Source organism: Rhodococcus sp. 27YEA6 (genome assembly GCF_044908235.1).
Lineage (GTDB): Bacteria > Actinomycetota > Actinomycetes > Mycobacteriales > Mycobacteriaceae > Rhodococcus_F > Rhodococcus_F qingshengii.
Genome location: NZ_JBIYCY010000006.1, coordinates 17,906 through 40,513, shown reverse-complemented (window position 1 = coordinate 40,513; position 22,608 = coordinate 17,906). Strand labels below are relative to the sequence as shown.

At 63.0% G+C, this 22,608-nt stretch carries 25 protein-coding genes; 16 read left to right on the top strand and 9 right to left on the bottom strand.

Annotated features, from left to right (window positions below):
* The first annotated feature begins 18 nt into the window (after positions 1-18).
* From ABH939_RS17430 to tuf, 7 genes are all read left to right on the top strand, one after another.
* Positions 19-630, top strand: coding sequence for a TetR/AcrR family transcriptional regulator (locus tag ABH939_RS17430; RefSeq protein ID WP_003942008.1), 612 nt, complete (start codon positions 19-21; stop codon positions 628-630).
* A gap of 83 nt (positions 631-713) precedes the next feature.
* Positions 714-1,262: a DUF3558 domain-containing protein gene (locus ABH939_RS17425; protein ID WP_003941874.1), complete on the top strand. Its 549-nt coding sequence runs from the start codon at positions 714-716 to the stop codon at positions 1,260-1,262.
* Positions 1,259-1,804: a DUF3558 domain-containing protein gene (locus ABH939_RS17420; protein ID WP_003942022.1), complete on the top strand. Its 546-nt coding sequence runs from the start codon at positions 1,259-1,261 to the stop codon at positions 1,802-1,804. The genes ABH939_RS17425 and ABH939_RS17420 overlap by 4 nt, the downstream gene beginning before the upstream one ends.
* A gap of 409 nt (positions 1,805-2,213) precedes the next feature.
* On the top strand, positions 2,214-2,588 hold the full coding sequence (gene rpsL, locus ABH939_RS17415) for a 30S ribosomal protein S12 (protein WP_003941908.1): 375 nt from the start codon (positions 2,214-2,216) through the stop codon (positions 2,586-2,588).
* The gene (gene rpsG / locus ABH939_RS17410) at positions 2,588-3,058 is read left to right on the top strand and encodes a 30S ribosomal protein S7 (protein WP_003941856.1); all 471 of its coding nucleotides are present in this window, start codon (positions 2,588-2,590) and stop codon (positions 3,056-3,058) included. The genes rpsL and rpsG overlap by 1 nt, the downstream gene beginning before the upstream one ends.
* A gap of 200 nt (positions 3,059-3,258) precedes the next feature.
* Positions 3,259-5,361: an elongation factor G gene (gene fusA / locus ABH939_RS17405; protein WP_007728394.1), complete on the top strand. Its 2,103-nt coding sequence runs from the start codon at positions 3,259-3,261 to the stop codon at positions 5,359-5,361.
* Positions 5,362-5,486: 125 nt separating this feature from the next.
* Complete coding sequence (tuf, locus tag ABH939_RS17400) at positions 5,487-6,677, top strand: elongation factor Tu (protein WP_003941926.1); 1,191 nt, start codon at positions 5,487-5,489, stop codon at positions 6,675-6,677.
* Positions 6,678-6,814: 137 nt separating this feature from the next.
* On the opposite strand, the gene ABH939_RS17395 is transcribed toward tuf, so the two are convergent.
* From ABH939_RS17395 to ABH939_RS17375, 5 genes are read right to left on the bottom strand one after another with little or no spacing between them, the layout of a single operon-like run.
* Positions 6,815-7,378, bottom strand: a complete 564-nt coding sequence (locus tag ABH939_RS17395) for a hypothetical protein (protein WP_003942084.1) — start codon at positions 7,376-7,378, stop codon at positions 6,815-6,817.
* A complete protein-coding gene (locus ABH939_RS17390) occupies positions 7,375-8,349 on the bottom strand; it encodes a DUF6286 domain-containing Asp23/Gls24 family envelope stress response protein (protein WP_404649885.1) in 975 nt (324 codons plus the stop codon). The genes ABH939_RS17395 and ABH939_RS17390 overlap by 4 nt, the downstream gene beginning before the upstream one ends.
* Positions 8,336-8,515 (bottom strand): hypothetical protein, encoded by a 180-nt coding sequence (locus tag ABH939_RS17385; RefSeq protein WP_003942043.1) that lies wholly within the window; start codon positions 8,513-8,515, stop codon positions 8,336-8,338. The genes ABH939_RS17390 and ABH939_RS17385 overlap by 14 nt, the downstream gene beginning before the upstream one ends.
* A 1-nt stretch (position 8,516) precedes the next feature.
* Positions 8,517-8,894 carry a hypothetical protein gene (locus ABH939_RS17380; protein ID WP_042453130.1) on the bottom strand — a complete coding sequence of 126 codons (378 nt, stop codon included), beginning with the start codon at positions 8,892-8,894 and terminating at the stop codon, positions 8,517-8,519.
* Positions 8,891-9,358, bottom strand: a complete 468-nt coding sequence (locus ABH939_RS17375; RefSeq protein ID WP_003941912.1) for an Asp23/Gls24 family envelope stress response protein — start codon at positions 9,356-9,358, stop codon at positions 8,891-8,893. The genes ABH939_RS17380 and ABH939_RS17375 overlap by 4 nt, the downstream gene beginning before the upstream one ends.
* Positions 9,359-9,542: 184 nt before the next feature.
* Here ABH939_RS17375 and ABH939_RS17370 point away from each other — a divergent pair, with 184 nt between their 5' ends.
* Positions 9,543-10,721 (top strand): NAD(P)/FAD-dependent oxidoreductase, encoded by a 1,179-nt coding sequence (locus ABH939_RS17370; protein WP_228232526.1) that lies wholly within the window; start codon positions 9,543-9,545, stop codon positions 10,719-10,721.
* A gap of 42 nt (positions 10,722-10,763) precedes the next feature.
* On the top strand, positions 10,764-11,528 hold the full coding sequence (locus tag ABH939_RS17365; RefSeq protein ID WP_003941981.1) for a glutamate racemase: 765 nt from the start codon (positions 10,764-10,766) through the stop codon (positions 11,526-11,528).
* A gap of 71 nt (positions 11,529-11,599) precedes the next feature.
* Here the strand turns inward: ABH939_RS17365 and ABH939_RS17360 are convergent, their stop codons facing one another.
* Positions 11,600-11,968 (bottom strand): SPW repeat protein, encoded by a 369-nt coding sequence (locus tag ABH939_RS17360; RefSeq protein ID WP_003941901.1) that lies wholly within the window; start codon positions 11,966-11,968, stop codon positions 11,600-11,602.
* Between the two features lie 361 nt (positions 11,969-12,329).
* On the opposite strand from ABH939_RS17360, the gene ABH939_RS17355 reads away from it, so the two are divergent.
* Both ABH939_RS17355 and ABH939_RS17350 read left to right on the top strand, forming a co-directional pair.
* Positions 12,330-13,067 carry a DNA alkylation repair protein gene (locus ABH939_RS17355; RefSeq protein WP_404649883.1) on the top strand — a complete coding sequence of 246 codons (738 nt, stop codon included), beginning with the start codon at positions 12,330-12,332 and terminating at the stop codon, positions 13,065-13,067.
* Between the two features lie 38 nt (positions 13,068-13,105).
* Positions 13,106-14,410 carry a glycosyltransferase 87 family protein gene (locus tag ABH939_RS17350; RefSeq protein ID WP_064689528.1) on the top strand — a complete coding sequence of 435 codons (1,305 nt, stop codon included), beginning with the start codon at positions 13,106-13,108 and terminating at the stop codon, positions 14,408-14,410.
* Here ABH939_RS17350 and ABH939_RS17345 read toward each other — a convergent pair.
* Positions 14,382-15,437 carry a ferredoxin--NADP reductase gene (locus tag ABH939_RS17345; RefSeq protein WP_003941851.1) on the bottom strand — a complete coding sequence of 352 codons (1,056 nt, stop codon included), beginning with the start codon at positions 15,435-15,437 and terminating at the stop codon, positions 14,382-14,384. The genes ABH939_RS17350 and ABH939_RS17345 overlap by 29 nt on opposite strands.
* 361 nt (positions 15,438-15,798) lie before the next feature.
* On the opposite strand from ABH939_RS17345, the gene mdo reads away from it, so the two are divergent.
* From mdo to ABH939_RS17325, 4 genes are all read left to right on the top strand, one after another.
* The gene (gene mdo / locus ABH939_RS17340; RefSeq protein WP_003942095.1) at positions 15,799-17,073 is read left to right on the top strand and encodes an NDMA-dependent methanol dehydrogenase; all 1,275 of its coding nucleotides are present in this window, start codon (positions 15,799-15,801) and stop codon (positions 17,071-17,073) included.
* A gap of 85 nt (positions 17,074-17,158) precedes the next feature.
* Positions 17,159-18,241: an AAA family ATPase gene (locus ABH939_RS17335; RefSeq protein ID WP_404649882.1), complete on the top strand. Its 1,083-nt coding sequence runs from the start codon at positions 17,159-17,161 to the stop codon at positions 18,239-18,241.
* Entirely contained in the window at positions 18,238-19,761 is a 1,524-nt protein-coding gene (locus ABH939_RS17330; protein WP_042453147.1) for a MadC family VWA domain-containing protein, read from the top strand. Before ABH939_RS17335 ends, ABH939_RS17330 begins: the two co-directional genes overlap by 4 nt.
* A gap of 56 nt (positions 19,762-19,817) precedes the next feature.
* Positions 19,818-20,165 (top strand): hypothetical protein, encoded by a 348-nt coding sequence (locus ABH939_RS17325; protein WP_404649881.1) that lies wholly within the window; start codon positions 19,818-19,820, stop codon positions 20,163-20,165.
* On the opposite strand, the gene ABH939_RS17320 is transcribed toward ABH939_RS17325, so the two are convergent.
* Both ABH939_RS17320 and ABH939_RS17315 read right to left on the bottom strand, forming a co-directional pair.
* Positions 20,154-20,573 (bottom strand): RNHCP domain-containing protein, encoded by a 420-nt coding sequence (locus tag ABH939_RS17320; protein WP_404649880.1) that lies wholly within the window; start codon positions 20,571-20,573, stop codon positions 20,154-20,156. The two genes, ABH939_RS17325 and ABH939_RS17320, sit on opposite strands and share 12 nt — an antisense overlap.
* 11 nt (positions 20,574-20,584) lie before the next feature.
* Positions 20,585-20,947, bottom strand: a complete 363-nt coding sequence (locus tag ABH939_RS17315) for an RNHCP domain-containing protein (RefSeq protein ID WP_003941922.1) — start codon at positions 20,945-20,947, stop codon at positions 20,585-20,587.
* Positions 20,948-21,382: 435 nt separating this feature from the next.
* Between ABH939_RS17315 and ABH939_RS17310 the strand changes: the two genes are divergently transcribed.
* Positions 21,383-22,588, top strand: coding sequence for an iron-containing alcohol dehydrogenase (locus tag ABH939_RS17310; protein WP_003942060.1), 1,206 nt, complete (start codon positions 21,383-21,385; stop codon positions 22,586-22,588).
* The last annotated feature ends 20 nt before the right edge of the window (positions 22,589-22,608 follow it).

Here is a 22,608-nt window from a genome sequence, read left to right as displayed (position 1 = left end):
AGAAGGGATGGCGGCGCGATGACTCGAGAGCCCAAGCAGGACCGAAGTCGAGTCACGCGCTCCCACCTGCTCGAAGTGACTGTGGAGTGTCTCGCCGAACTCGGGTGGAGCGCAACGACGATGAGCGTCGTCGCGCAGCGTGCCGGGGTGTCCAGAGGCGCCATGCAGCATCACTTCCCGACCCGCGAGGACCTCATCACCGCGGCGCTCGAGGTGATGTTCGACGCCCGGATGGATCAGGCACGAAAGGAATCGACCGACCTTCCGGTGGGTGCCGGACGAACCGAGGCGATCATTTCGCGGTTGGTGGAGTACTACACCGGGACTCTGTTCAAAGCAGCACTGCAGGTGTGGACGGCCGCTGCCTCCGACCCCGACCTGCGTGCCCGCGTACTGCCCCTCGAGGAACGATTCGGGCGCATCGCGCACCGCATGGCCGTCGAGAGTCTGGGTGTCGACGACTCCGACCCGGTGACGCACCGCTTGGTACAGGCGACCCTGGACCTGGCCCGCGGGCTGGGGCTGGCTGATGTCTTGACAGACGACTCGCGCCGACGCACCGAGGTGGTCAAACAGTGGGCGGCGCAATTGGATTCCACACTTGTTCGGGTACCGGTGGCAACTCCCTGAATCGGTAGCGGCGGGGCCGCCACCGATGCGCGCGACGCGCACGTGGCGTGTGTCGGGGGCCACCGAGAAGTACAGTCGGCTCCATGGCCGCACGCACTCTCACTTCGATCGGGACTTCGGTATTGGTCTCGGCTGCCGTGCTCTCGGCCGTGGTCGGCTGCAGCTCCGGCGACGGGTCCGTCGATCAGCCGGGCGACGGTGCGGGTTCGCAGGCACTCGCACCTACGGATCCCGGCCCGATGTTCGCCGAATGCGGCTCGGTGACCGACGAGGAAGTTGTCAACGCCTTCAATCTCGGCGCTTTTGCGACGACGACGCGCAACGGCGTCGGGTGCCAGTGGGAAGTCGCCGGTTCGAACGGTCCGAGCGTCAGTTTCTCCTGGTACCGCGGTAGCCCGATCGGCCGCGAACGGGCCGGGTCCGACCTGCTCGGACGTCCTGCCGACGACATCACGATCGGTGGACACCAGGGCTTCATCGCGTCCACCGCAGGTTCGTTGTGCGAGTTGGGTATCGCGTTCGGCGGAGACTTCGTGCACTGGTCGATCACCTACGGTTTGCTGCCACCGACCGCGGATCCATGCACGGTGGCGCGGGATCTGATGGAAAAAACAGTTTCGAGGGCACAGTGAAGTTCGAGGGCGCCGTGAAGCGCATAAGGATCGGACTCGCCTTGGCGGGGTCGCTGGTTCTGCTGACAGGCTGCGGCTCGGTGGTCACCGGGACTCCTCGTGCGGAGGGCAGCTACGGCGGTAGTGACAGCCAGGAATTCGCGAACGTCCTCCAAGAATGCGAAGCCGTCACCGACGAGCAGATCGCCGGCGCAGTGGGTGCCGACGCCGTCGGGCGTGGGTTCTTCGGCGCTATCTGCCGTTGGGACGGCATCGGAGCCGCGGGTCCGATCAAGATCACCTTCAACTGGTTCGAGACGGGCACCCTCGATCACGAGCGCGCTGCATTCGAGCACCTGGGATACGTGGTGGCGAAAATCGACATCAACGGCAGTGGCGGGTACCAGGTTCGCCAGCCGGCCGATCCGCAGAGCTGCGGGGTGAGCGCGAGCGCACCGGCCGGGGGAGTGTTCGGTTGGTGGGTCACCGAGCCGCAAGGCGGCGCGGATCCGTGCGAGGCTGCGGCAAAGCTCGGCGCGTTGACGTTGAACCGCAGCATCTGATCGCGACCGGTCCGGCTGCGTGGTCTGAGTGTGCAGCCAGAGTGTCTGGTCAGAGCGTGAGGTCACTATCACCGTGGCCTCGCTTTGACCTCGTGGCGCGCCGACAGGTATCGTTATGGGTCGTGTCCGGCATGCCCGGGCCGATCTGTGTGCCTAGCTAGGTATTGCCGTGCGCGCGTTCGAGCAGAAACTGCTGATGAACGAGCATCCGGCTGCCTGTGTGGGGGTATGCGACACGCCCGACCTCGGGGGCAGTGCGCGGCATGAAAGTGCTGAGTACAGACTCTGAGGTGGGTGAGGAGCAGCAGCTCTCTTGCTCCAACTGCTAGATCCCTAATTTCAGAACAGCCACGTTTTCGAACGGCCCGAGTTCGCTCGAGCAGTCTGTTCGTCACAAGAAAGCCGGTAAATGCCAACCATCAACCAGCTGGTCCGCAAGGGTCGCCGCGACAAGACCGCCAAGGTCAAGACGGCAGCCCTCAAGGGCAGCCCGCAGCGTCGTGGCGTGTGCACTCGCGTGTACACCACCACCCCCAAGAAGCCGAACTCCGCGCTCCGTAAGGTCGCACGTGTTCGCCTCACGACTTCGGTCGAGGTCACCGCGTACATCCCCGGTGAAGGTCACAACCTTCAGGAGCACTCCATGGTGCTCGTCCGTGGCGGTCGTGTGAAGGACCTCCCGGGTGTCCGTTACAAGATCATCCGCGGCTCCCTCGACACCCAGGGTGTCAAGGGTCGCAAGCAGGCACGCAGCCGCTACGGCGCCAAGAAGGAGAAGAGCTAATGCCACGTAAGGGCCCCGCTCCGAAGCGCCCGCTCATCAACGACCCGGTTTACGGTTCCCCGTTGGTGACGCAGCTCGTCAACAAGATCCTGCTGGACGGCAAGAAGTCCACCGCAGAGCGAATCGTGTACCAGGCTCTCGAGCAGGCACGCGAGAAGACCGGCACCGATCCGGTCGTCACCCTCAAGCGCGCCCTGGACAACGTCAAGCCTGCACTCGAGGTTCGTAGCCGCCGCGTCGGTGGCGCTACCTACCAGGTGCCGGTCGAGGTTCGCCCCGGTCGTTCCACCACGCTGGCACTGCGCTGGCTGGTCACCTTCTCGCGTGCACGTCGTGAGAAGACCATGGTCGAGCGTCTCGCCAACGAGCTCCTCGATGCCAGCAATGGCCTCGGTGCAGCTGTGAAGCGTCGCGAAGACACTCACAAGATGGCCGAAGCCAACAAGGCATTCGCCCACTACCGCTGGTGATGTAAAGCGTCGGAGCAACTGCCATCGGGTGGGGCTCCGACGCTTGTCGCCGTTGGCGGCCTGATCATCGCGACGGATTCCGGACGCAGGTGGCCAGGTTCGCCTCGGCAGAGACATAATTGAAAGACCATGGCCCTGACGGTGGAACACACCGATAAGGCCGACACCCGAAAACCAAGCAACGAGCGGGGAAGAAACCTGTGGCACAGGAAGTGCTGACTGACCTGAACAAGGTCCGCAACATCGGCATCATGGCGCACATCGATGCCGGCAAGACCACCACCACCGAGCGCATCCTGTTCTACACCGGTGTCAATTACAAGATCGGTGAGACGCACGACGGTGCGTCGACGACGGACTGGATGGAGCAGGAGAAGGAACGCGGCATCACGATCACGTCTGCCGCCGTGACTTGCTTCTGGAACAACAACCAGATCAACATCATCGACACCCCCGGCCACGTCGACTTCACGGTCGAGGTGGAGCGGTCGCTGCGCGTGCTCGACGGCGCAGTTGCTGTCTTCGACGGTAAAGAGGGTGTCGAGCCGCAGTCCGAGCAGGTTTGGCGTCAGGCTGCCAAGTACGACGTTCCGCGCATCTGCTTCGTCAACAAGATGGACAAGATGGGCGCGGACTTCTACTTCACAGTCCAGACCATCATCGACCGCTTGGGCGCGAAGCCGCTCGTTCTCCAGCTGCCCATCGGCGCTGAGGACGACTTCGACGGCGTCGTCGACCTGGTCGAGATGAAGGCCATCACCTGGCGCGGCGTGGTCCCGACGGGAACCGCTCCGACCATCGAGGAGATCCCCGCGGATCTCGTCGAGAAGGCTGCCGAGTACCGCGAGAAGCTGCTCGAGACGGTTGCAGAGTCCGACGAAGCTCTCATGGAGAAGTACTTCGGCGGCGAAGAGCTCACCATCGAGGAGATCAAGGGCGCCATCCGCAAGATGACGGTCGCCTCCGAGCTGTACCCGGTTCTCTGTGGCTCTGCGTTCAAGAACAAGGGCGTTCAGCCCATGCTCGACGCGGTCATCGACTACCTTCCGAACCCGCTGGACATCGGCGAGGTCATCGGCCATAAGCTCGGTGACGAAGAAGTAGAGATCACTCGCAAGCCGAGCAAGGACGAGCCGTTCTCGGCTCTCGCCTTCAAGATCGCTGCTCACCCGTTCTTCGGCAAGCTGACCTTCGTCCGCGTGTACTCGGGTCGTATCGATCCGGGTGCTCAGGTGCTCAACGCAACCAAGGGCAAGAAGGAGCGCATCGGAAAGCTCTTCCAGATGCACGCCAACAAGGAGAACCCGGTAGACGAGGCCGTAGCCGGCCACATCTACGCAATGATCGGCCTCAAGGACACCACCACCGGTGACACCTTGTGCGATCAGGCGAGCCCCATCGTCCTCGAGTCGATGTCGTTCCCCGCGCCGGTCATCCAGGTCTCAATCGAGCCCAAGACCAAGTCCGACCAGGAAAAGCTGGGCGTCGCGATCCAGAAGCTCGCCGAAGAGGACCCGACCTTCTCGGTCGAGCTCGACGAAGAGACCGGTCAGACCGTCATCGGCGGTATGGGCGAGCTCCACCTCGACATCCTCGTCGACCGCATGCGTCGCGAGTTCAAGGTCGAGGCGAACGTCGGTAAGCCGCAGGTTGCGTACCGCGAGACCATCACCAAGAAGGTCGAGAAGCACGACTACACCCACAAGAAGCAGACGGGTGGCTCGGGCCAGTTCGCAAAGGTCATCATCGCTCTGGAGCCTTTCGTGGGCGAAGACGGTGCTACCTACGAGTTCGAGAACAAGGTCTCCGGCGGACGTATCCCGCGCGAGTACATCCCCTCCGTGGATGCCGGTGCGCAGGACGCGATGCAGTACGGTGTTCTCGCCGGCTACCCGCTCGTGAACCTGAAGCTGTCGCTGCTCGATGGTGCTTACCACGACGTCGACTCCTCGGAAATGGCGTTCAAGGTTGCCGGTTCGCAGGCACTGAAGGAAGCCGCCCGCAAGGCCGGCCCCGTCATTCTCGAGCCGCTCATGGCTGTCGAGGTCACAACGCCCGAGGAGTACATGGGCGACGTGATCGGCGACCTCAACTCCCGCCGTGGCCAGATCCAGGCCATGGAGGAACGCAGTGGTGCCCGTGTCGTGAAGGCGCTGGTTCCGCTCTCGGAGATGTTCGGTTACATCGGTGACCTGCGGTCGAAGACCCAGGGCCGAGCGAACTTCTCCATGGTGTTCGATTCCTACGCAGAGGTTCCCGCGAACGTCTCGAAGGAAATCATCGCCAAGGCGACGGGCGAGTAAGCACAGCGAGCTCCCCAGCCCGCGCCGGCAAGTAACCTCGGTTTCTTCCGGCACGAAGCACGACCTAGTAACAACCAACCGCACTGCTGCATACGGCAAGCAACAACAGTCCAGGAGGACACAAAGTGGCGAAGGCGAAGTTCGAGCGGACGAAGCCGCACGTGAACATCGGCACCATTGGTCACGTCGACCACGGCAAGACCACGACGACGGCGGCCATCACCAAGGTTCTCGCGGATGCATTCCCCGACCTGAACGAGGCTTCGGCCTTCGATCAGATCGACAAGGCTCCCGAGGAAAAGGCTCGTGGCATCACGATCAACATCTCGCATGTTGAGTACCAGACGGAAAAGCGCCACTACGCGCACGTCGATGCACCGGGTCACGCCGACTACATCAAGAACATGATCACCGGCGCAGCTCAGATGGACGGCGCTATTCTCGTCGTCGCAGCTACCGACGGCCCGATGCCCCAGACGCGCGAGCATGTCCTGCTCGCTCGCCAGGTTGGCGTTCCTTACATCCTCGTCGCCCTGAACAAGGCCGACATGGTTGACGACGACGAGATCCTCGAGCTCGTCGAGATGGAGGTCCGCGAACTGCTGGCCGCTCAGGAATTCGACGAGGAAGCCCCCGTCATTCCGATCTCGGCACTCAAGGCACTCGAGGGTGACCCGAAGTGGACGCAGTCCATTCTCGACCTGATGGCTGCTGTCGACGAGTCCATCCCGGACCCGATTCGTGAGACCGAGAAGCCCTTCCTCATGCCCGTCGAGGACGTCTTCACGATCACCGGCCGTGGCACCGTTGTCACCGGTCGTATCGAGCGTGGCGTTGTCAACGTCAACGAAGAGGTCGAGATCGTCGGCATCAAGGAAACCTCGACCAAGACCACGGTCACGGGTATCGAGATGTTCCGCAAGCTGCTCGACTCGGGCCAGGCCGGCGACAACGTCGGACTGCTCGTTCGTGGCATCAAGCGCGAAGATGTCGAGCGTGGACAGGTTGTCGTCAAGCCGGGCACCACGACTCCCCACACGGAGTTCGAGGGCCAGGCATACATCCTGTCGAAGGACGAGGGCGGCCGCCACACCCCGTTCTTCAACAACTACCGCCCGCAGTTCTACTTCCGTACCACGGACGTTACGGGCGTCGTGACGCTGCCTGAGGGCACCGAGATGGTCATGCCCGGTGACAACACCGAGATGTCCGTCAAGCTGATCCAGCCTGTCGCCATGGACGAGGGCCTGCGCTTCGCAATTCGCGAAGGCGGCCGTACGGTCGGCGCCGGCAAGGTTGCCAAGATCATCAAGTGAGACTCTTGTCTCGCTAGCTGATTCACAGCACTGAAAAAGGCGCTCATTCCCTTCGGGGAGTGAGCGCCTTTTCTGTGTCTTCCATCGGTTGGCCTGTGATCGAGTGTTCGGTGATCGGGTGCCTGCGTGGTTCTTGCTTACTTGTTGGCTTCCACCCGGTCGAGGTGCAGCAGAACCTGTACTGCGACGGTTGAGCCGTCCAGGCTGCGCCTGGTTGCGCCGGCGATACGTTCGGCCGAAGCGGTGAATCCGGCGACGTCGATCGACGGATCTGCAGTGACGACAATCGACAGCGTCGGCAGTCCGCGATCGACCGTCGCTTTGCTCTTGGTGCTCCGCACGCCGGTCAGCTGAGCGAGTTCGGCCGCTACGCCGTCTGCGACGGGTCCGAGATCCACGCTGACGTCGGTACCGGATTCGTTGTGCCGCAATGTGACTGCGCTTGTACGGCGCCGGCGAAGGTTCAGGTACAACAGCCCGAAACCGGCGAAGACACAGAGGACGAAGGTGCCCGACAGTACCCAGTGCCACCACGGCTCCTCCGGAAGGCCGAAGAGGACCTCCCGATCGAGGCGTGACACCCAGGTTCGAATCAGCGACGCGCCCGCGTCCCACGCGATGGCGTATGCGCCCGCCGCGAGGAGTGCGATTCCGACGATGAGGACGATGATCCGATCGACCGCGGAGATCCAACGGTTCACGAGGCGTCCTTTCGTCGTACTACAGTTTCTCGCACGACAACCGAAAGTTGCAGTGGCCGCTGCAGTATCGCGAGGTGGGGCCGAACCGCCGCGTCGACGGCTGCGGCAAGTTCAACTCGATCGCCTCCGGTCGATTCGATGTGGACCTTGACGTGTTTACGGTCGACGCTGGTGTGAGCCGAGCCGACGCCGGGAACGACCGCTGCGCGGCTACTGCACAGACGTGCAATGTCAGTCGGCCGCATCCACACCGTCGATGCGCTCGGGTTCCCGAGTGGGACATGGGTTTTCGCACGGCGTTTGATCGCCGACATTATCAGGACAACACCCGCGACAACGGCAGCGATCGCCACCGGAAGCAGCCACGGTTGCCAGTGCAGACGAGACGTCCACTCCACGGAGTTTCGGATCCAGGGTGCCGATTCGAAAGTTCCACGGTTGATGAACCATTCGCGCGAGACGACGAAGGCGAGTGCGAGTAGACCACACGCGATGACGACGGCCGAAACCGCGGCCGCCGGGTTCGCAGAGGGGACCCGCGGCGGAATCGGATCCGAGAGTGCCTGCTGTGCCGGGCCCTCCGCGATCTCGACGCCGGAAACACAGGAGTCGTCAGAACCCTCGGTTGCCGCGATCATCACGTTCATGTCGTGGAGTGGAAGCCCGGTCAGCGATTCGACGCTGCGACCGACTTCCGTTCGCACCCGGCCGGTCAACTCGGTGACCGAACACGGCCAGGACACGGCGAGGAAGAGATTGATCGCGACGGCGTCGCTACCCATCGAGATGTCGGCTCGCGGAAGATCGCGTCCGGTCAGGCGGGTCAAGCCACCGGACTGGCGGACCACCCCCGGGACGTTCACCGCTGCGGCCGTGGCGATCTTGGCCATCGCACGGTCCTTGATGACCAAGGAGCCGCGTAGGCCAGGATCGTCCGCTGCGCTGGGATCGGACGGCTCAGCCACGGCCACGGCTTCGGAGGATCGCGCCGAGGTCGAGATGTCCGTCGCGGTGTGCTCCGATCGCCATACCGGCGGCGCCGAGCAGGACTGCGAAGACGAAACCGCTGAACCCACCCATGATTCCGGCGAGTGCGAGGAGCAGACCGACCAGCAGTCCGACGGTGGTGCTGTTCATGTCAGTTCCCTTCTCGAATGTTCGGTGCAATGTCTGTGACGGTGGCAGGCTCGGTGACTGCATTTTCGGCATCAACGGGTAGATATCCCGCTGTCGACAGGTCGCCGACGGTCACGTTCACCGGTACGTCGACCAATCTCGCCACCACCGCTCGTACGCGTTCGGCGACGCTGCGAACGTCTGCCGGATAGTGAACGGAAATGTGTACAGCACAGGAGTTTTCGTCGACGACGACGCCGGTGATGCGGCGTCCGGGGAGGTAGGTTCCCACTTCGCCGAACTGTCCTCCGTGCAGATCTGCCACTTCCGGGATGGCAAGAACCGCGTCGGCGACTACCTCGGCCGCGTCGATCTCGCGGCCGGCGTCGGCGGTACTCACTGAACCCTCGGCTTGGCTTCCGGATCGGTACTGCCGCCGCTCTCTGCATCCTCGAAGAGCATGACGTCGAAGACGGTGATGTTGACCTCGGTGACCTCGAGACCCGTCATGCTTTCCACTGCGGCAATGACGTTGCGGCGGATACCTACCGCCAGTTCGTGGAGTGCGACGCCGTACTCGGCGACAATGCCGATGTCGATGGCGGCTTGTTTCTCGCCTACCTCCACCGCCACGCCCTGGGCATGGTTGACGCGGGCGCCCGGTATGCGGTCGCGAAGTGCCCCCACCGCACGCGCTGTGCCCCCGCCGACGTCGTACACGCCGTTGATCTCGCGGGTCGCGATACCGGCGATCTTGGCGACCACGGCGTCGGCGATGATCGTCTTACCCTGGGTGCTGACTAGTTCCGCGCCACCGTCGGCGCCGAATCGGACGCTGTTCTTTTCACTGGAATCGCTGGTCATGGGGGCTCCCTGCTCATGTGTCAGTGCGTGCGTCTGAAGTACCTCCAACTGTAGTGACTGGTAGGTGACCATGCGGGATGCACCACACCTACTCCGGCATTTGGTATGGCAGAGTCGGAGGCAAATAGTGACGGCGTTCATAGTGAGCGCTGCAAGTGACGTGGGTCGGACAGGGTGGTACGTGGTGGCACGGATAGTGATCGTGGGTGCGGGTTTGTCGGGACTGCGGACCGTCGAGGAACTGCGACGAGCGGGTTTCGAAGGTGAATTGACGCTCGCGGGTGGGGAAACGCATCTGCCCTACGACAGGCCTCCGTTGTCGAAGGAAGTGATCCGCGGCGACAAGGACGAGACGACCTTGCGTCCGGCCGAGTTCTACGTCGAGAACAAGGTCGATCTCAAGCTCGGTTCGCCGGCAACCTCGGTGGACACGGTCGCCAAGTCGGTGGCGTTCGCCGACGGATCCACCCTGGACTACGACGAGTTGGTCATCGCGACCGGACTGACTCCGCGTCGCATCGCCGGCCTTCCGGAGTTGTCCGGAGTGCACGTTCTGCGCTCCATCGAGGAAGCGTTGGCCCTCCGCGCCGACCTTGCTCCCGGTAAGCGTGCGCTGATCGTCGGGGCCGGCTTCATCGGCTGCGAACTGGCCGCGAGCATGAAGTCTCACGGCGTCGACGTCGTGTTGCTCGAACCCCAGCCGACGCCGCTGGCGTCGGTGCTCGGCCCCACCGTCGGCGCCCTCGTCGAACGTCTGCATCGGAACGAGGGCATCGACGTCCGAGTCGGTACGGGCTTGACCTCGTTGTCCGGCGACGGAGCGGTTGCCGCTGCGACCTTGAGCGACGGTTCGGAAATCCCGGTCGACGTGGTCGCGATCGGAGTCGGTTCGGTGCCGGTCACGGAATGGCTCGACGGTTCGGGGATCGAACTCGACAACGGAGTGCTCTGCGACGGTGTCGGCCGCACCAGCACCGAACACGTCTGGGCGGTCGGCGACGTCGCGTCCTGGCAGATCGGAGATCGACGCAAGCGTGTCGAACACTGGACCAATGCTGGGGACCAGGCCAAGATCCTGGCGGGAGCGATCACCGGAACGGGTGATCCGGATGCGCCGGCGCAGGTTCCGTACTTCTGGAGCGATCAGTACGACGTCAAGATCCAGGCATTGGGGACCGTCGCACCCACGGACACCGTTCACATCGTGAAGGACGACGGCCGAAAGTTCGTCGCATACTACGAGCGCGACGGTGTGCTGGCAGCTGTCGTCGGCGGCGGTAGCGCGGGAGCTGTGATGAAGATGCGCGCGAAGATCGCAGCCGGCACGCCCATCTCGGACGTGTTGGAGTCCACACCGGCCTGAACGGATGAGGCAGGACCGGTTCCGAGGCGATAGATTTGTGCGGTGATCGTTGCACTCATCGACTCGGGACTGGGCCTGCTCCCTACCTCTGCGTGGCTCAGACGCCTGCGCCCGGATCTCGATCTTGTGCTGTCCCTCGATCCGGACGGCGCCCCCTGGGGGCCCAAGCCCGAGCCGTGGGTCGTCGACCGGGTACTCGGTGCGGTGCGGCGGAGCCTCGATCGTGGGGCTCAGGTCATCGTTCTTCCATGCAATACCGCGAGCGTCACCGCTCTCCCACACGTCCGCGAACTGGTCGGACCGGGTGTGCCGGTCATCGGAACGGTGCCCGCGATCAAGCCCGCGGCCGCCGCGTGCGATTCAGTGGCGATCTGGGCTACCGCCGCGACGACTGCCAGCCGGTACCAAGCCGATCTGATCGAACAGTTCGGCAACGGCGCCAAGGTCGTCGGGGTGCCGTGCCACGGCCTGGCCGATTCGATAGACCTCGGTGATCGTGCAGCCGCACTTGCAGCCATCGAATCCGCAGTGGCCCGGACGCCGGACGACGTCAACGGCGTTGTCCTCGGCTGCACGCACTACCCACTGCTCGCGGACGAAATCGCAGCGCGGCTACCCGCCGGCGTCACACTCTTCGACAGTGCCGAAGCCGTTGCACGACAGACCCTGCGGCGGATCGACGGGCTCGGTGACGCGGGTGAAGGATCGGGAACCGTCGAGGTTTTCGTGAGTGGACGTCCGGGCGCGCTACCGCCCAGCGCCGAAGCCTTCGACGCCGGGCGGTTGTTGGGCGCGATCAAAGCCTGATCCAGCCTGCAGCCAGCCATTCATCAATGGGCAGCTTCTCCGCTCCGTCAATGGGCGGCTACTCCGCTCCGTCAATGGGCGGCTACTCCGCCGTGACCCCCGTGATGCATCCGCGCACTCATCACCGGCATCGCACTCACCGCGACCACAACGGTCAGGACCCCGACCACCCAGGCCGTCCACGACGCACCGCGTAGAGCGTCGAAGCTCATGACCCAGGGTGAAATGAACATCAAGACGCCGAAAACGCCCATCGCGTAATCCGCCATGGCCATGTCCGGACGTGCCATGTGCGCCAGACCCGACAGTGCAACCAGGACACCCAGGACGACGAGTGACCACATTGCCCGATCGGTGGTGTCGAGCCACATCGGCGAGAGAGCCGCAAAGACGCCGAGAACCACCGCGACGGCATCTTGCATTCGATTCCACGACTTCATGACGAGACCTCCAAAGACGAGAGTGTGTCCACCTGTAGTACACGCCCGCGGCAGATCGAGATCAACTCTCCGCCAATTGCATTCGCGTTGCAGTTAGAGGCGATGTGGAGGCTCGAATATCAAGATTTGTGACTATTCGTCCGGATTGCCACGAGCCCGCGCGGAGCGCTGGCCGCGATATGTCCCGAGAGTGCCATGAGGGTGAGAGTGGTGAATGCGATAGCGGCGGTGATCATGGGTGGTCCTTTCACTGACTGTCCTCGAGTGTCGTCTGCCGACCTGTGGCCGAGCAGGGCACACGGTGTGAGGACGCTGAGAGAATCGAAGAGTCCGCACAGACGACCCGTGAGAAGGTTCTGGGGTGACGCAATCGAGTGCCCAGGACGTGATCGAACAGTTGGCCGACCTCGCGGATCCCGCGGATGCCGCCCAGCTACAGAAGTTCTTCAAGACAGCGCCGGGGGAGTACGGCGAGGGTGACGTCTTCATCGGCGTGCGAGTACCGAAGACGCGTTCGGTGGTGAAGAAGCATGTCGGTCTCGAGTTGTCTCAGGTACGCCTCCTTCTCGACAGCGACGTCCACGAGCATCGCTTGGCCGGTCTGTTGATCCTTGTTGCTCGATTCGAAAAGGTCAGTCGCCCAAAATTTTTCGACGACGAGAGTCGCTCCCGCATCGCCGACTTCTATCTCAGCGCTGTCGAGGACGGGCGGGTGAACAATTGGGATCTCGTGGATTCGTCCGCCGGACAGATCCTCGGCGGCTGGCTGTACGACCGAGATCGCCGGCTGATCTTCGAGCTTTCCGATTCGGGTGACCTGTGGCGACGACGGGTGGCGCTGCTGACGACTTACGGATTCATCACTCGCGGCGACGGGTCGACCACGCTCGAGCTTGCCGCGCAGGTGCTGGGTGATCGACGAGACCTGACCCAGAAAGCGATGGGCTGGATGCTCCGCGAGGTGGGCAAGCGGGTGGACCGGGATTTGTTGACCGGTTTCCTCGCGAAGAATGCAGCAGACATGGGACGCACGGCACTGAGCTACGCGTGCGAACACCTGACCGCAGACGAGCGAGCGCACTTCCGGGCGGCCCGCTAGCGAAGTACCGCTCGGTAGGTTGTGGGACGATTCTCGGTATGCCCGCCACCCGTGTCGAGGCGTCTCGAATTGTGACGATCGGTTCACTGATCGCTGCCGGCGTCGCAGCTCTGTGTTATCTCGTGTACTCCGTTCGAGCCGTCGAACCCGTTGATTTTCTCGTCTACCGCTACGCTGCCCAGGCGTTCGCAGCGGGATCGAACATCTACGAGGGCAATCTGTCCGGCCCGTTGATCGTCGAAGAGGGTATGCCGTTCACCTACACCCCATTCGCGGTGATCTTCCTCTGGCCGACTGTCCTCTTCGGCTGGTGGACTGCCTATCTGCTGTGGTCGGGATTGTGCATCGCGGCGTTGGTGTGGACGGTTGCGAGGTTCACTCCCGCTCGCGTCCCCAAGCGGCCGCTTGTCATGGCGGCATTGGTCCTGGCCGTGTCGGTGACTCCCATCGTCAGTGCGCACATCTCATTCGGCCAGGTGAACTTGGTGCTGATGGCGCTCGTACTGCTCGACGTGACTCGCCGAGAGGATTCGAGATTCGGCCGGTGGTTTCCGCGAGGACTGCTGATCGGCGTCGCGGCCGCGATCAAGCTGACTCCGGCTCTCTTCATCGTCTACTTCGTCGTCACGAAGCAGTGGCGACTCGCGATCTGGAGTTCGATCGGATTTGCCGCGGCGACCGCCGTCGCAGCAGTGGTGGACCCGGCCGTCAGCTGGACCTTCTGGTCGGACGTCGTCTGGAACCTCAGCGACCGGGTGGATTTGAGCGGGCAGGCGATCGCGAGTGCCGGCAACAGTTCGCTGCAGGGCGGACTTGCCGCGCTGGGCCCATGGACAGCGTCTCTGGCGATGCCGTCGACCGTGCTGTGCGCGGGGGTAGCGCTATGGATCGCCCGAGATGTCTATCGCGTCGGGCGAGCGGTCGATGCGGCGTTGGTGATCGGATTGAGCGCGCCGATTCTTTCGCCGATCAGCTGGATTCACCACTGGGTGTATCTCGTGCCTGCTGCCGTCACGGTTCTCTTTCGGCTTCGATCGCCGCTGCAGTTCGGTGCGGCCGCTCTGGGGTTGGCCATCGTCTACTGCGGGCCGAGTATGGGACAGCAGTTCATCGAGACGTCACCGCTCCTGCTGCCGTTCGGGTTGGTCCTTCGTGAGGGTTTCCTGATCGTGACCCTCGTACTGATTCTTGCGCTGTGGCGGTTGCCCACAACGGCGCCTGCGTGGGTTTCGCGGCGGGACTCGGGAGACTCCGAACATGACGAAGCCCCCGATTCCGCAGGGAATCAGGGGCCGTCATGCATCGAAGCAGGGTTCAGAACTCGATCTTCAGGTGATCGGTGATCGGCTTCGCCTGGCAACCGAGGATGTAGCCGTTCGCCACGTCCTCGGCGTCGAGGATTTCGGAGTTGTCCATCTGAACTTCGCCTTCGGTGACGGTGCAGGCACACGACCCGCACTCGCCTTCCTGGCAGGAGTACGGCACGTCGAGGCCCTTGGCGAGCATGATGTCGACGAGCGTCTGCTTGCGCGGCCAGACGAGGGTGTGGGTTTCACCGTCCAGTTCGACCTCGACGGTTGCGGCGTCGGCTGCTTCCTCGTCGGAGACCTCGGCTACCTCGACGTCACGGAACGGGTCGCCCGCGAGTGAATTGAAGACCTCGGCGTGAACCTGCGTGCGGGGCATGCCGGCCTCTGCCAGTGCCTTGTGGACGGCGTCCATGAAGGGTCCTGGACCGCACATGAAGGCCTCGTACGCGACAAATGGCTTGGCCAGTGTCGCCAACTGTGAGACGGCGGGGAGTCCCTGCACGGTTTCGATCCAGTGGACAACGGTGAGGCGGCCGGGGTGTTGCGCTGCCAATTCGCGAAGTTCGGCGCCGAAGATGACGGACTTCTCGTCGCGATTCGCGTAGATCAGCACGACGTTGCCGCTGCCCTGCGTGAGGGCGGACTTGAGGATCGAGATCACCGGAGTGATGCCGCTGCCTGCACCGAAGAGCAGGAAGTCGTGATCGAGCGACTTGGGCGTGAAGACACCTGACGGCGGCAGCACTTCGATGGTGTCGCCGACCTGGAGTTTGTCGCACAACCAGTTGGAGCCGTAGCCGTCGACGGTTCGCTTGACGGTCACCTTGGGGGCGTCGTCGGTGAAGGGTGAACTGGCCAGCGAGTAGCAGCGTGCGACCGAGCCGGTCTGATCACTCGGGATGCGCAGGGTCAGGAATTGACCTGGCTTGTAGTCGAACTTGTCCTTCAGTTCTGCGGGAATCTCGAACACCAGCGACCGGGCGTCGGAAGTCTCTTCGATGACTCCGGACACGGTGAGTACCGCCGATCGCGAGCTGTGCGGTACCTCGACTGTCGTCATCGCGAAGCTAGTCCTCTCGTGAAGCTGGGTAAAGCGCAGGTCAGTGAAGTGCAACATCTAGAACGTGTTCTAGTTCAATGTTAGCAGTGATGAAAAGCTACTGGGGATCGTAGTCGCCGAGCAACACGTTCCCGATCAGCGGGAACCACGGCGGTCTGATCCAGCCGTCCTGGCAGTCCGGGGTGGCGTCGACCTGCCCGAACGGGCGGTTCGTGAGCGGCGTCCGGGCGGTTGAGCTGCCGAAGTCTGTGCACGGGCTGTTTGTCGGTACACAGTGGGAACCAGGTGAGACGCCGGTCACAAAGAATCGGCTCGAATCCCTCCCGCAGTCACATTCGTGCACATCCCTGAGGAGATACCGATGGCTATCGAGCTCAACCAGATCTGGGACTTTCCCATCAAGGAGTTCCACCCCTTCCCTCGCGCCCTGATGGGTGTGGGCGCTCACGACATCATCGGGGTGGAGGCCAAGAACCTCGGCTTCAAGCGCACCCTTCTGATGACGACCGGTCTGCGCGGTTCGGGCATCATCGAGGAACTCGTCGGCAAGATCGAGTACCAGGGTGTCGAGGTCGTGCTCTACGACAAGGTCGAGTCGAATCCCAAGGACTACAACGTCATGGAGGCCGCGGCTCTCTACCAGAAGGAGAAGTGCGACTCGATCATCTCGATCGGCGGTGGTTCGAGCCACGACGCCGCCAAGGGTGCTCGCGTCGTGATCGCACACGACGGTCGCAACATCAACGAGTTCGAGGGCTTCGCCAAGTCCACCAACAAGGAGAACCCGCCCCATATCGCCGTATCCACCACGGCCGGAACGGGTTCCGAGACGTCGTGGGCGTACGTCATCACCGACACGTCGGACATGAACAACCCGCACAAGTGGGTGGGCTTCGACGAGGCGACCATCGTCACCCTGGCGATCGACGATCCGCTGCTCTACTACACCTGCCCTCAGCATTTCACCGCGTACTGCGGCTTCGACGTACTCGCGCACGGCAGTGAGCCTTTCGTGTCTCGTCTCGATTTCGCGCCTTCGCTCGGTAACGCGATCTACTCGGTCGAGTTGGTCGCGAAGAACCTGCGCGAGGCCGTCTTCGAGCCGCGCAACCTCAAGGCCCGCGAGGGAATGATGAACGCGCAGTACATTGCCGGGCAGGCCTTCAACTCCGGTGGCCTCGGCATCGTTCACTCGATCTCGCACGCGGTCAGTGCCTTCTTCGACAGCCACCACGGTCTGAACAACGCCATCGCGTTGCCGCGTGTGTGGGAGTACAACCTGCCTTCGCGCTACGAGCGCTACGCCCAGTTGGCCGGCGCACTCGGTGTCGACACTCGCAACCTCACCACGGTTCAGGCCGCAGATGCTGCCGTCGAGGCTGCCATCCGTCTGGCCAAGGACGTCGGTATCCCCGACAACTTCGGTCAGGTTCGCACCGACTCGTACGCGAAGAACCAGATGAACACCAAGAAGTACGAGGGCCGTGGTGATGTCATCAAGGGTGACGAGAAGACTGTGCGCGCCATCTCCGAGCACATTCAGGACGACTGGTGCACCCCGGGCAATCCCCGTGAGGTCACCGTGGAGTCGATGATCCCGGTTGTCGATCACGCGATCAACAAGTCGTACTTCTAGCAGGGCCTTCGGCCCCGTGCGCCTTTTTGGTAGCCCGCACTACCAAAAAGGCGCACAGGGGCTTGCCCCCCATGAAAGGTATTCCATGTCCGGTCGCAGTTTCTCCAGCGGAATCGAAGTGAAAGATGCTCTGCGAGAGCAGGACTACATTGCCGATGACGAGTTCGCGGTAGTCGTTCATCTGGCGACGGCGTTGGGGCGTCCGCTCCTGCTCGAAGGTCCGGCCGGTGTCGGCAAGACGGAACTGGCGAAGTCTCTGGCTGCGATCGGGGGCCGCAAACTGGTGCGATTGCAGTGCTACGAAGGGCTGGACGACAATCGCGCCCTGTACGAATGGGACTACGCGAAGCAACTCCTGCACGTGCAGATGCTCCGCGACCGGATCAGCGATCAGGTTTCCGAATTCGACAGCGTCGCCGAAGCGTCCAAGTTTCTGGCCGATCAGGATTTCGGTTTGTACTCCGAGAACTTCCTGTCCGTACGACCGCTGCTCGAAGCAATCCTCTCACCCGATCCGGTAGTGCTTCTGGTCGACGAGGTAGACCGCACCGAGGAATCGATGGAAGCACTGCTCCTCGAAATTCTCGCCGAACAGCAGATCACCATTCCCGAGGTCGGTACGTTCGTTGCCCGCTCGCAGCCCTGGGTCATCCTGACGTCCAACGACACCCGCGAGCTCTCACCCGCACTCAAGCGTCGTTGTCTGCATTACCATCTCGGCTATCCGACATCGGAGCGTGAACGCGAGATCGTCACGGCCCGAGCGCCTGAGGTGGATGCGGCCACGGCCACCGAGGTTGTCGAATTGGCTCGCATCCTGCGTGACCTCCCGCTGCGCAAGAGTCCGTCCATCTCGGAGGTCATCGACGCGGCCAGGGCGGCAACAGTGCTCGCGGCCGGCGGATTCGACACCGCTTCCGACGCCAAGGTGCGCGACATCCTGCTCACGGCGTTGCTCAAGTACTCGTCCGATGTGACGCTGGCCAAGGAACGATTCGACGGAAAGCGTCTCGAATCACCGTCGCGTGACGGTGGCGAGCCGATCGAGCGGGCCACGGTGGCAAGCAAACCCGCCAACACGACGACGGCCGTGTTCCGGGGCACGGGTGGACGTGACCCTCATCAACAGGGAATCCGCGGCGGCAGCGGAATCCGTTCGACGCGATGACGACGCTCGGTGGCCTTGCCGTGTGGCAACCGTCGTTTGTTCTCGACGTGGTGTCCGCGAGTTTCGGCCGATTGCTGAGGGCGGCCGGAGTTTCCGCGTCACCGGCCGAGGTCATCGAGGTTCGGCGTGTTCTCGCGATGGTCGGCGCTTCGGATCGTGAGACGTTGCGAGCATGTCTTCGGGCAGTGTGCGCCAAGTACTCTCACGAGCAGGCCGGTTTCGATCGGGCGTTCGACGCGCTGTTTCGGCCGGCCGCAGGCAAAGCGCACGGCGAGCGGATGGGTTCGCGCGCCGAGGTGGCGGACGGTCTGCCTACCGCGCTGGGGATCGACGAGGATCAAGAAGTAGGCCGGTATGCCGAGTACAACGAGCGTGCAGCCGAGGTCGGCGACTACTTCGATACTCCGGAAGCGGAGAAGGGGTTCAACCCGCACAAGGACGACGACGATGTGTCGATGACGTCCAGCGATGCGGAACTGTCGGTGGATACCGGTTCGGAGACCGGTCGACGGGGAGTCAGCTACACGGTCGACGTGGACCGTGCCGCATCGGCAGTGGTCGGCGACTTGAGCACCAGTGTTGCTGCAGCAGTGGTCGGTTCGTTGTCCTGGGACGATCCGACGTCGATCCTCGCCTGGCTGGATGCATACGACCCGAGCAAAGCGTATGCGGACGTCTCCGACGACGGGCCGCTGACGCAGGCGCAACTGAACCGGCTCGTCGAGGCGGTCGAAGCGTTCGTGCAAGCACTCTCGGCCGCTGCACTCGCCGAAAGCGCTCCCGATGCGCCCGACAGCGAATCTGCTGCGGGCGCAACGCACAACGACATCGAACTCGCGTGCCACGAAGTGCTTCGGCGGATGAGAGGACCGTCCAGACCGCGGCCCCGAGAGCGCTCTCGTGGGCATCTCGACATGCGGCGCACGGTGCGTTCGAGCCTGCGCACCGACGGGATACCCTTCCATCTCGTCGTGAAAGCTCCTCGCCCCGATCGTGTTCGACTACTTCTCATCGCCGACGTGTCGCTGTCCGTGCGCCCCATCACCGCGTTCACTCTGCGCTTGGCTCAGGCAATGCATCGCCGAGCAGATCGTTGTGAAGTCCTCGCCTTCGTCGATCGTCCGGTCGACGTGACCGACACCCTTCTCGCCAGTAGTGGTGACGGCGCACTGGCCGCGGTACTCGCGCACCCGGGTCTGGATCTGGAAGCCAGCAGCGATTACGGGCGGGTGCTCACAGAATTGTTGGACGAGCACGGAAACACCTTGAACTCACGGACGTCTGTCATCATCGTGGGCGACGGTCGGTGCAACGGGTTGCCCCCGCAGGCGGACAAGCTCGAGGAACTCCGCCGAAAGGTCCACCGTCTGGCCTGGATTACGCCTGAACCACAGCGTTACTGGAACCAGGCATCGTGCGCGATGCCGGAGTATTCGGAGATCTGCGACGAGGTTGTTGTTGCCCGAGATGCCGCGCAACTGATGGCAAAGGCCGCCGAGCTGGGGCACGCACTTCGCTGATGTCAGTGCACTTCACCGATGTCACTGCGCGATCTGTCGTGAACTAGTTTGATCTCATGTCCGAAATCAGGGGATCGATCTGGCGACCGATCGCGGCGCTGACAGTGCTCGGCGCCGTGTGTGGGGTTGTGGCGCTCGGCGTGTTTCAGTGGTGGTGGAAGTCGTTGGCGTCACCGCACATTCTCACCGGAGGATCCTATCGGGAGCCGTTTTCCGAACCGACATACACCGGACCCGGATTCATGGACCTCTTTCCGGCAGAACCTGCCCCGTGGCTGTACTCGGGACTGGTCCTCGGACCGACGGAGGTGGGCTTGCTCGCCGGGATCGTGTTCGTGGTGTTCGTCCGGTGTAATCGTGCGCAGAACCGCACGATTGCACCGGACGAATCATCAGAGCGCTAGCAACGCGCGCGAGCGCAGGCGAGGGTCTGCCAACGGACGTAGCGCCAAGCGCAGCAGGACCAAGACGTTGTCGTCGCCGGCAATCCTGTTGACTTTCAACGTATTGCACTCGACACACTGGTGAACGAGCATCCATTCACCGTCTTGCCGGACCGACAGGCAGAGCGCCGCCATGGCACCTCGGCACTGTTGTGCTCGGTCGCCCGGAACGCGACCGTCCACGTGGCGGCTGGCCAGACAGTTCGGGCAGTGGTTCCGATGAGCGGTACCCGGCGCCGCAGTGGAGATGTCCAAACGGCATGTGAGACAACGGAAGCTCGATCCCTGTTCTCCGCCGATTCCGTGCAGTACGTGCTTGGCCCGTTGCGGTGCCCGCCGCGCGTGGGTGCTGGGATTCCTACGTGGCATCTGATTCCCTCTCACAAGTCGCCGAAGGCTTCGAGCGGGAAGGGCGGTTGCGCGAGCGGCCGCACTGCCATTCTCATCAACAACAACTGGTTGTCGTCTCGGCTGACGGGGTTGGAGGTGAGCTCGAGGCACTGTGCGCAGCGGTGGATGATCATCCAATCGCCACTGCGCAGTACTGCGATCGAAATGGGAGCCATCCGCATTCCGCAGTCCGACGGTCCACCTTCCACCTGGTCGAACAGGTGTCGGGAATGCAGGCAACTGGGGCAGTGGTTTCGGCGATCACCATCGGGGCCGTACGTCATGACTGTGAGTCCGCACTGAATGCACGAGAAGGTGTCGGTTTTCGAGATGGAATTGTGTGATTGAGGCACTGGAGAACTCCTAGCTGAGTGAACAAAGCAGTAGGAGCAGGCCGAGGGGGCCTCGCGGCTGTCAGTCCGACGTTTCGAGGATCAGCATGTGACCCTCGAGGTTGCCGGCAGTGCAGGGGCGAGAGGCGCGCTCGGCGCGGGCTGGGTCATAAACACCTTCTGAATCGGTTCTACGGGCCACTCTGGCCGCAACCGAAAGTACAGCGGGACCTTCCCGCCGCGCCATTCATTTTCCCGAGACGCCTTACCTGCCCGAACGGGTAGGTAAGCGCCTCTCCTTCGGTGGGTGTGCCCCGACTGCTCTCCGCGTAGGCTCGGGGCCAGCGATTGTAAGGTGGATCACACCAGTTTGTGCACGTGGGAGTTGATGCGCTGAGAGCGACGGATGCGAAATCCCGACCGGAGATCTCAGAGCAGCGAGAGGAGAGTGGGGTCGTGTCCGTGGCATACCCGGATGCTGTGAACCACGGTGTTCATCGCCGCGGCACTGCTGCTCGACTGGTCAAATTTCACGCCCCCGAGATCGTCTTCGGTATCGGTTCCCTGGTCGAGGCAGCACACGCGACTCTGAGGTTCGGCGGGTTCCGACCATTCCTGGTCACCGATCCCGGTCTGATCGACGCGGGATGGGTCAGCGAACTCGAAGACCATCTCACGGAGCAGGGATTGACGGCGACGGTGTGGTCAGGGCTGACGCCCAATCCCAAGGACTTCGAGATCGCGGCCGGTTTCGAGGTGTACCAGGAAGGCGAGTGTGACGTCATCATCGCGCTCGGCGGCGGTTCGGTCATCGATGCGGCTAAAGGTGTAGCCGTCCTCGCTGCCAACGGTGGCAACATACTCGACTACGAGGGGGTAGATCAGGCGACCAAACCGATCCCACCGTTGGTGATGGTTCCCACCACGTCCGGCACGGGCGCGGACGTGTCGCAGTTCTGCATCGTCACGGACACGACCCGCGGCACCAAGATCACCATCATCGGCCGGGCGCTGGTTCCAGATGTGACGGTCATCGATCCGCGGTTGCTCACGACGATGCCCGAGTGGCTCAATGCGGCAACAGGATTGGACGCACTGACGCACGGAATCGAAGCCTTCGTCTCACTGGCGCACAATCCGTTGACCGATCATCACGCGCTCCGCGCTGTCGGCCTCGTGACCGAGAATCTGGTGCACACGATCCAGGACCCGATGGAGATGGAAGCTCGATCGGTGATGGCGCAGGCGAGCCTCGAGGCCGGGTTGGCGTTCACCAACGCGATACTCGGAGCCGCGCACGCCATGAGCCATCAGGTGGGCGGCATGCTCGACCTTCCGCACGGCGTCATCAACGGAATTCTCTTGCCCCACGTCATCCGGTTCAATTCCACCACGGACGCCGCCCCCTTTGTCGCCATCGCTGCGGCACTGAGTCTTCCCGAGCAGCGCGGCACCCCGGAGGAAGCAGCGCTGGCAGTGGCCGACCGTGTCGAACGTCTCGCACGGGAGGTCGGTGTGCCGAAGGGGCTGGGGGAGTTGGGTGTTCGCGAGGAAGACCTGAGTAGGCTCGCCAGCTTCGCGTTGCTCGACGCCTGCATGTCCACCAATCCCAGGGAAGCGACGCAGGAACAGATGGTGGCGTTGTTCCGAGGTGCCTTGTGAAGATGGACGCTGTGAAGATG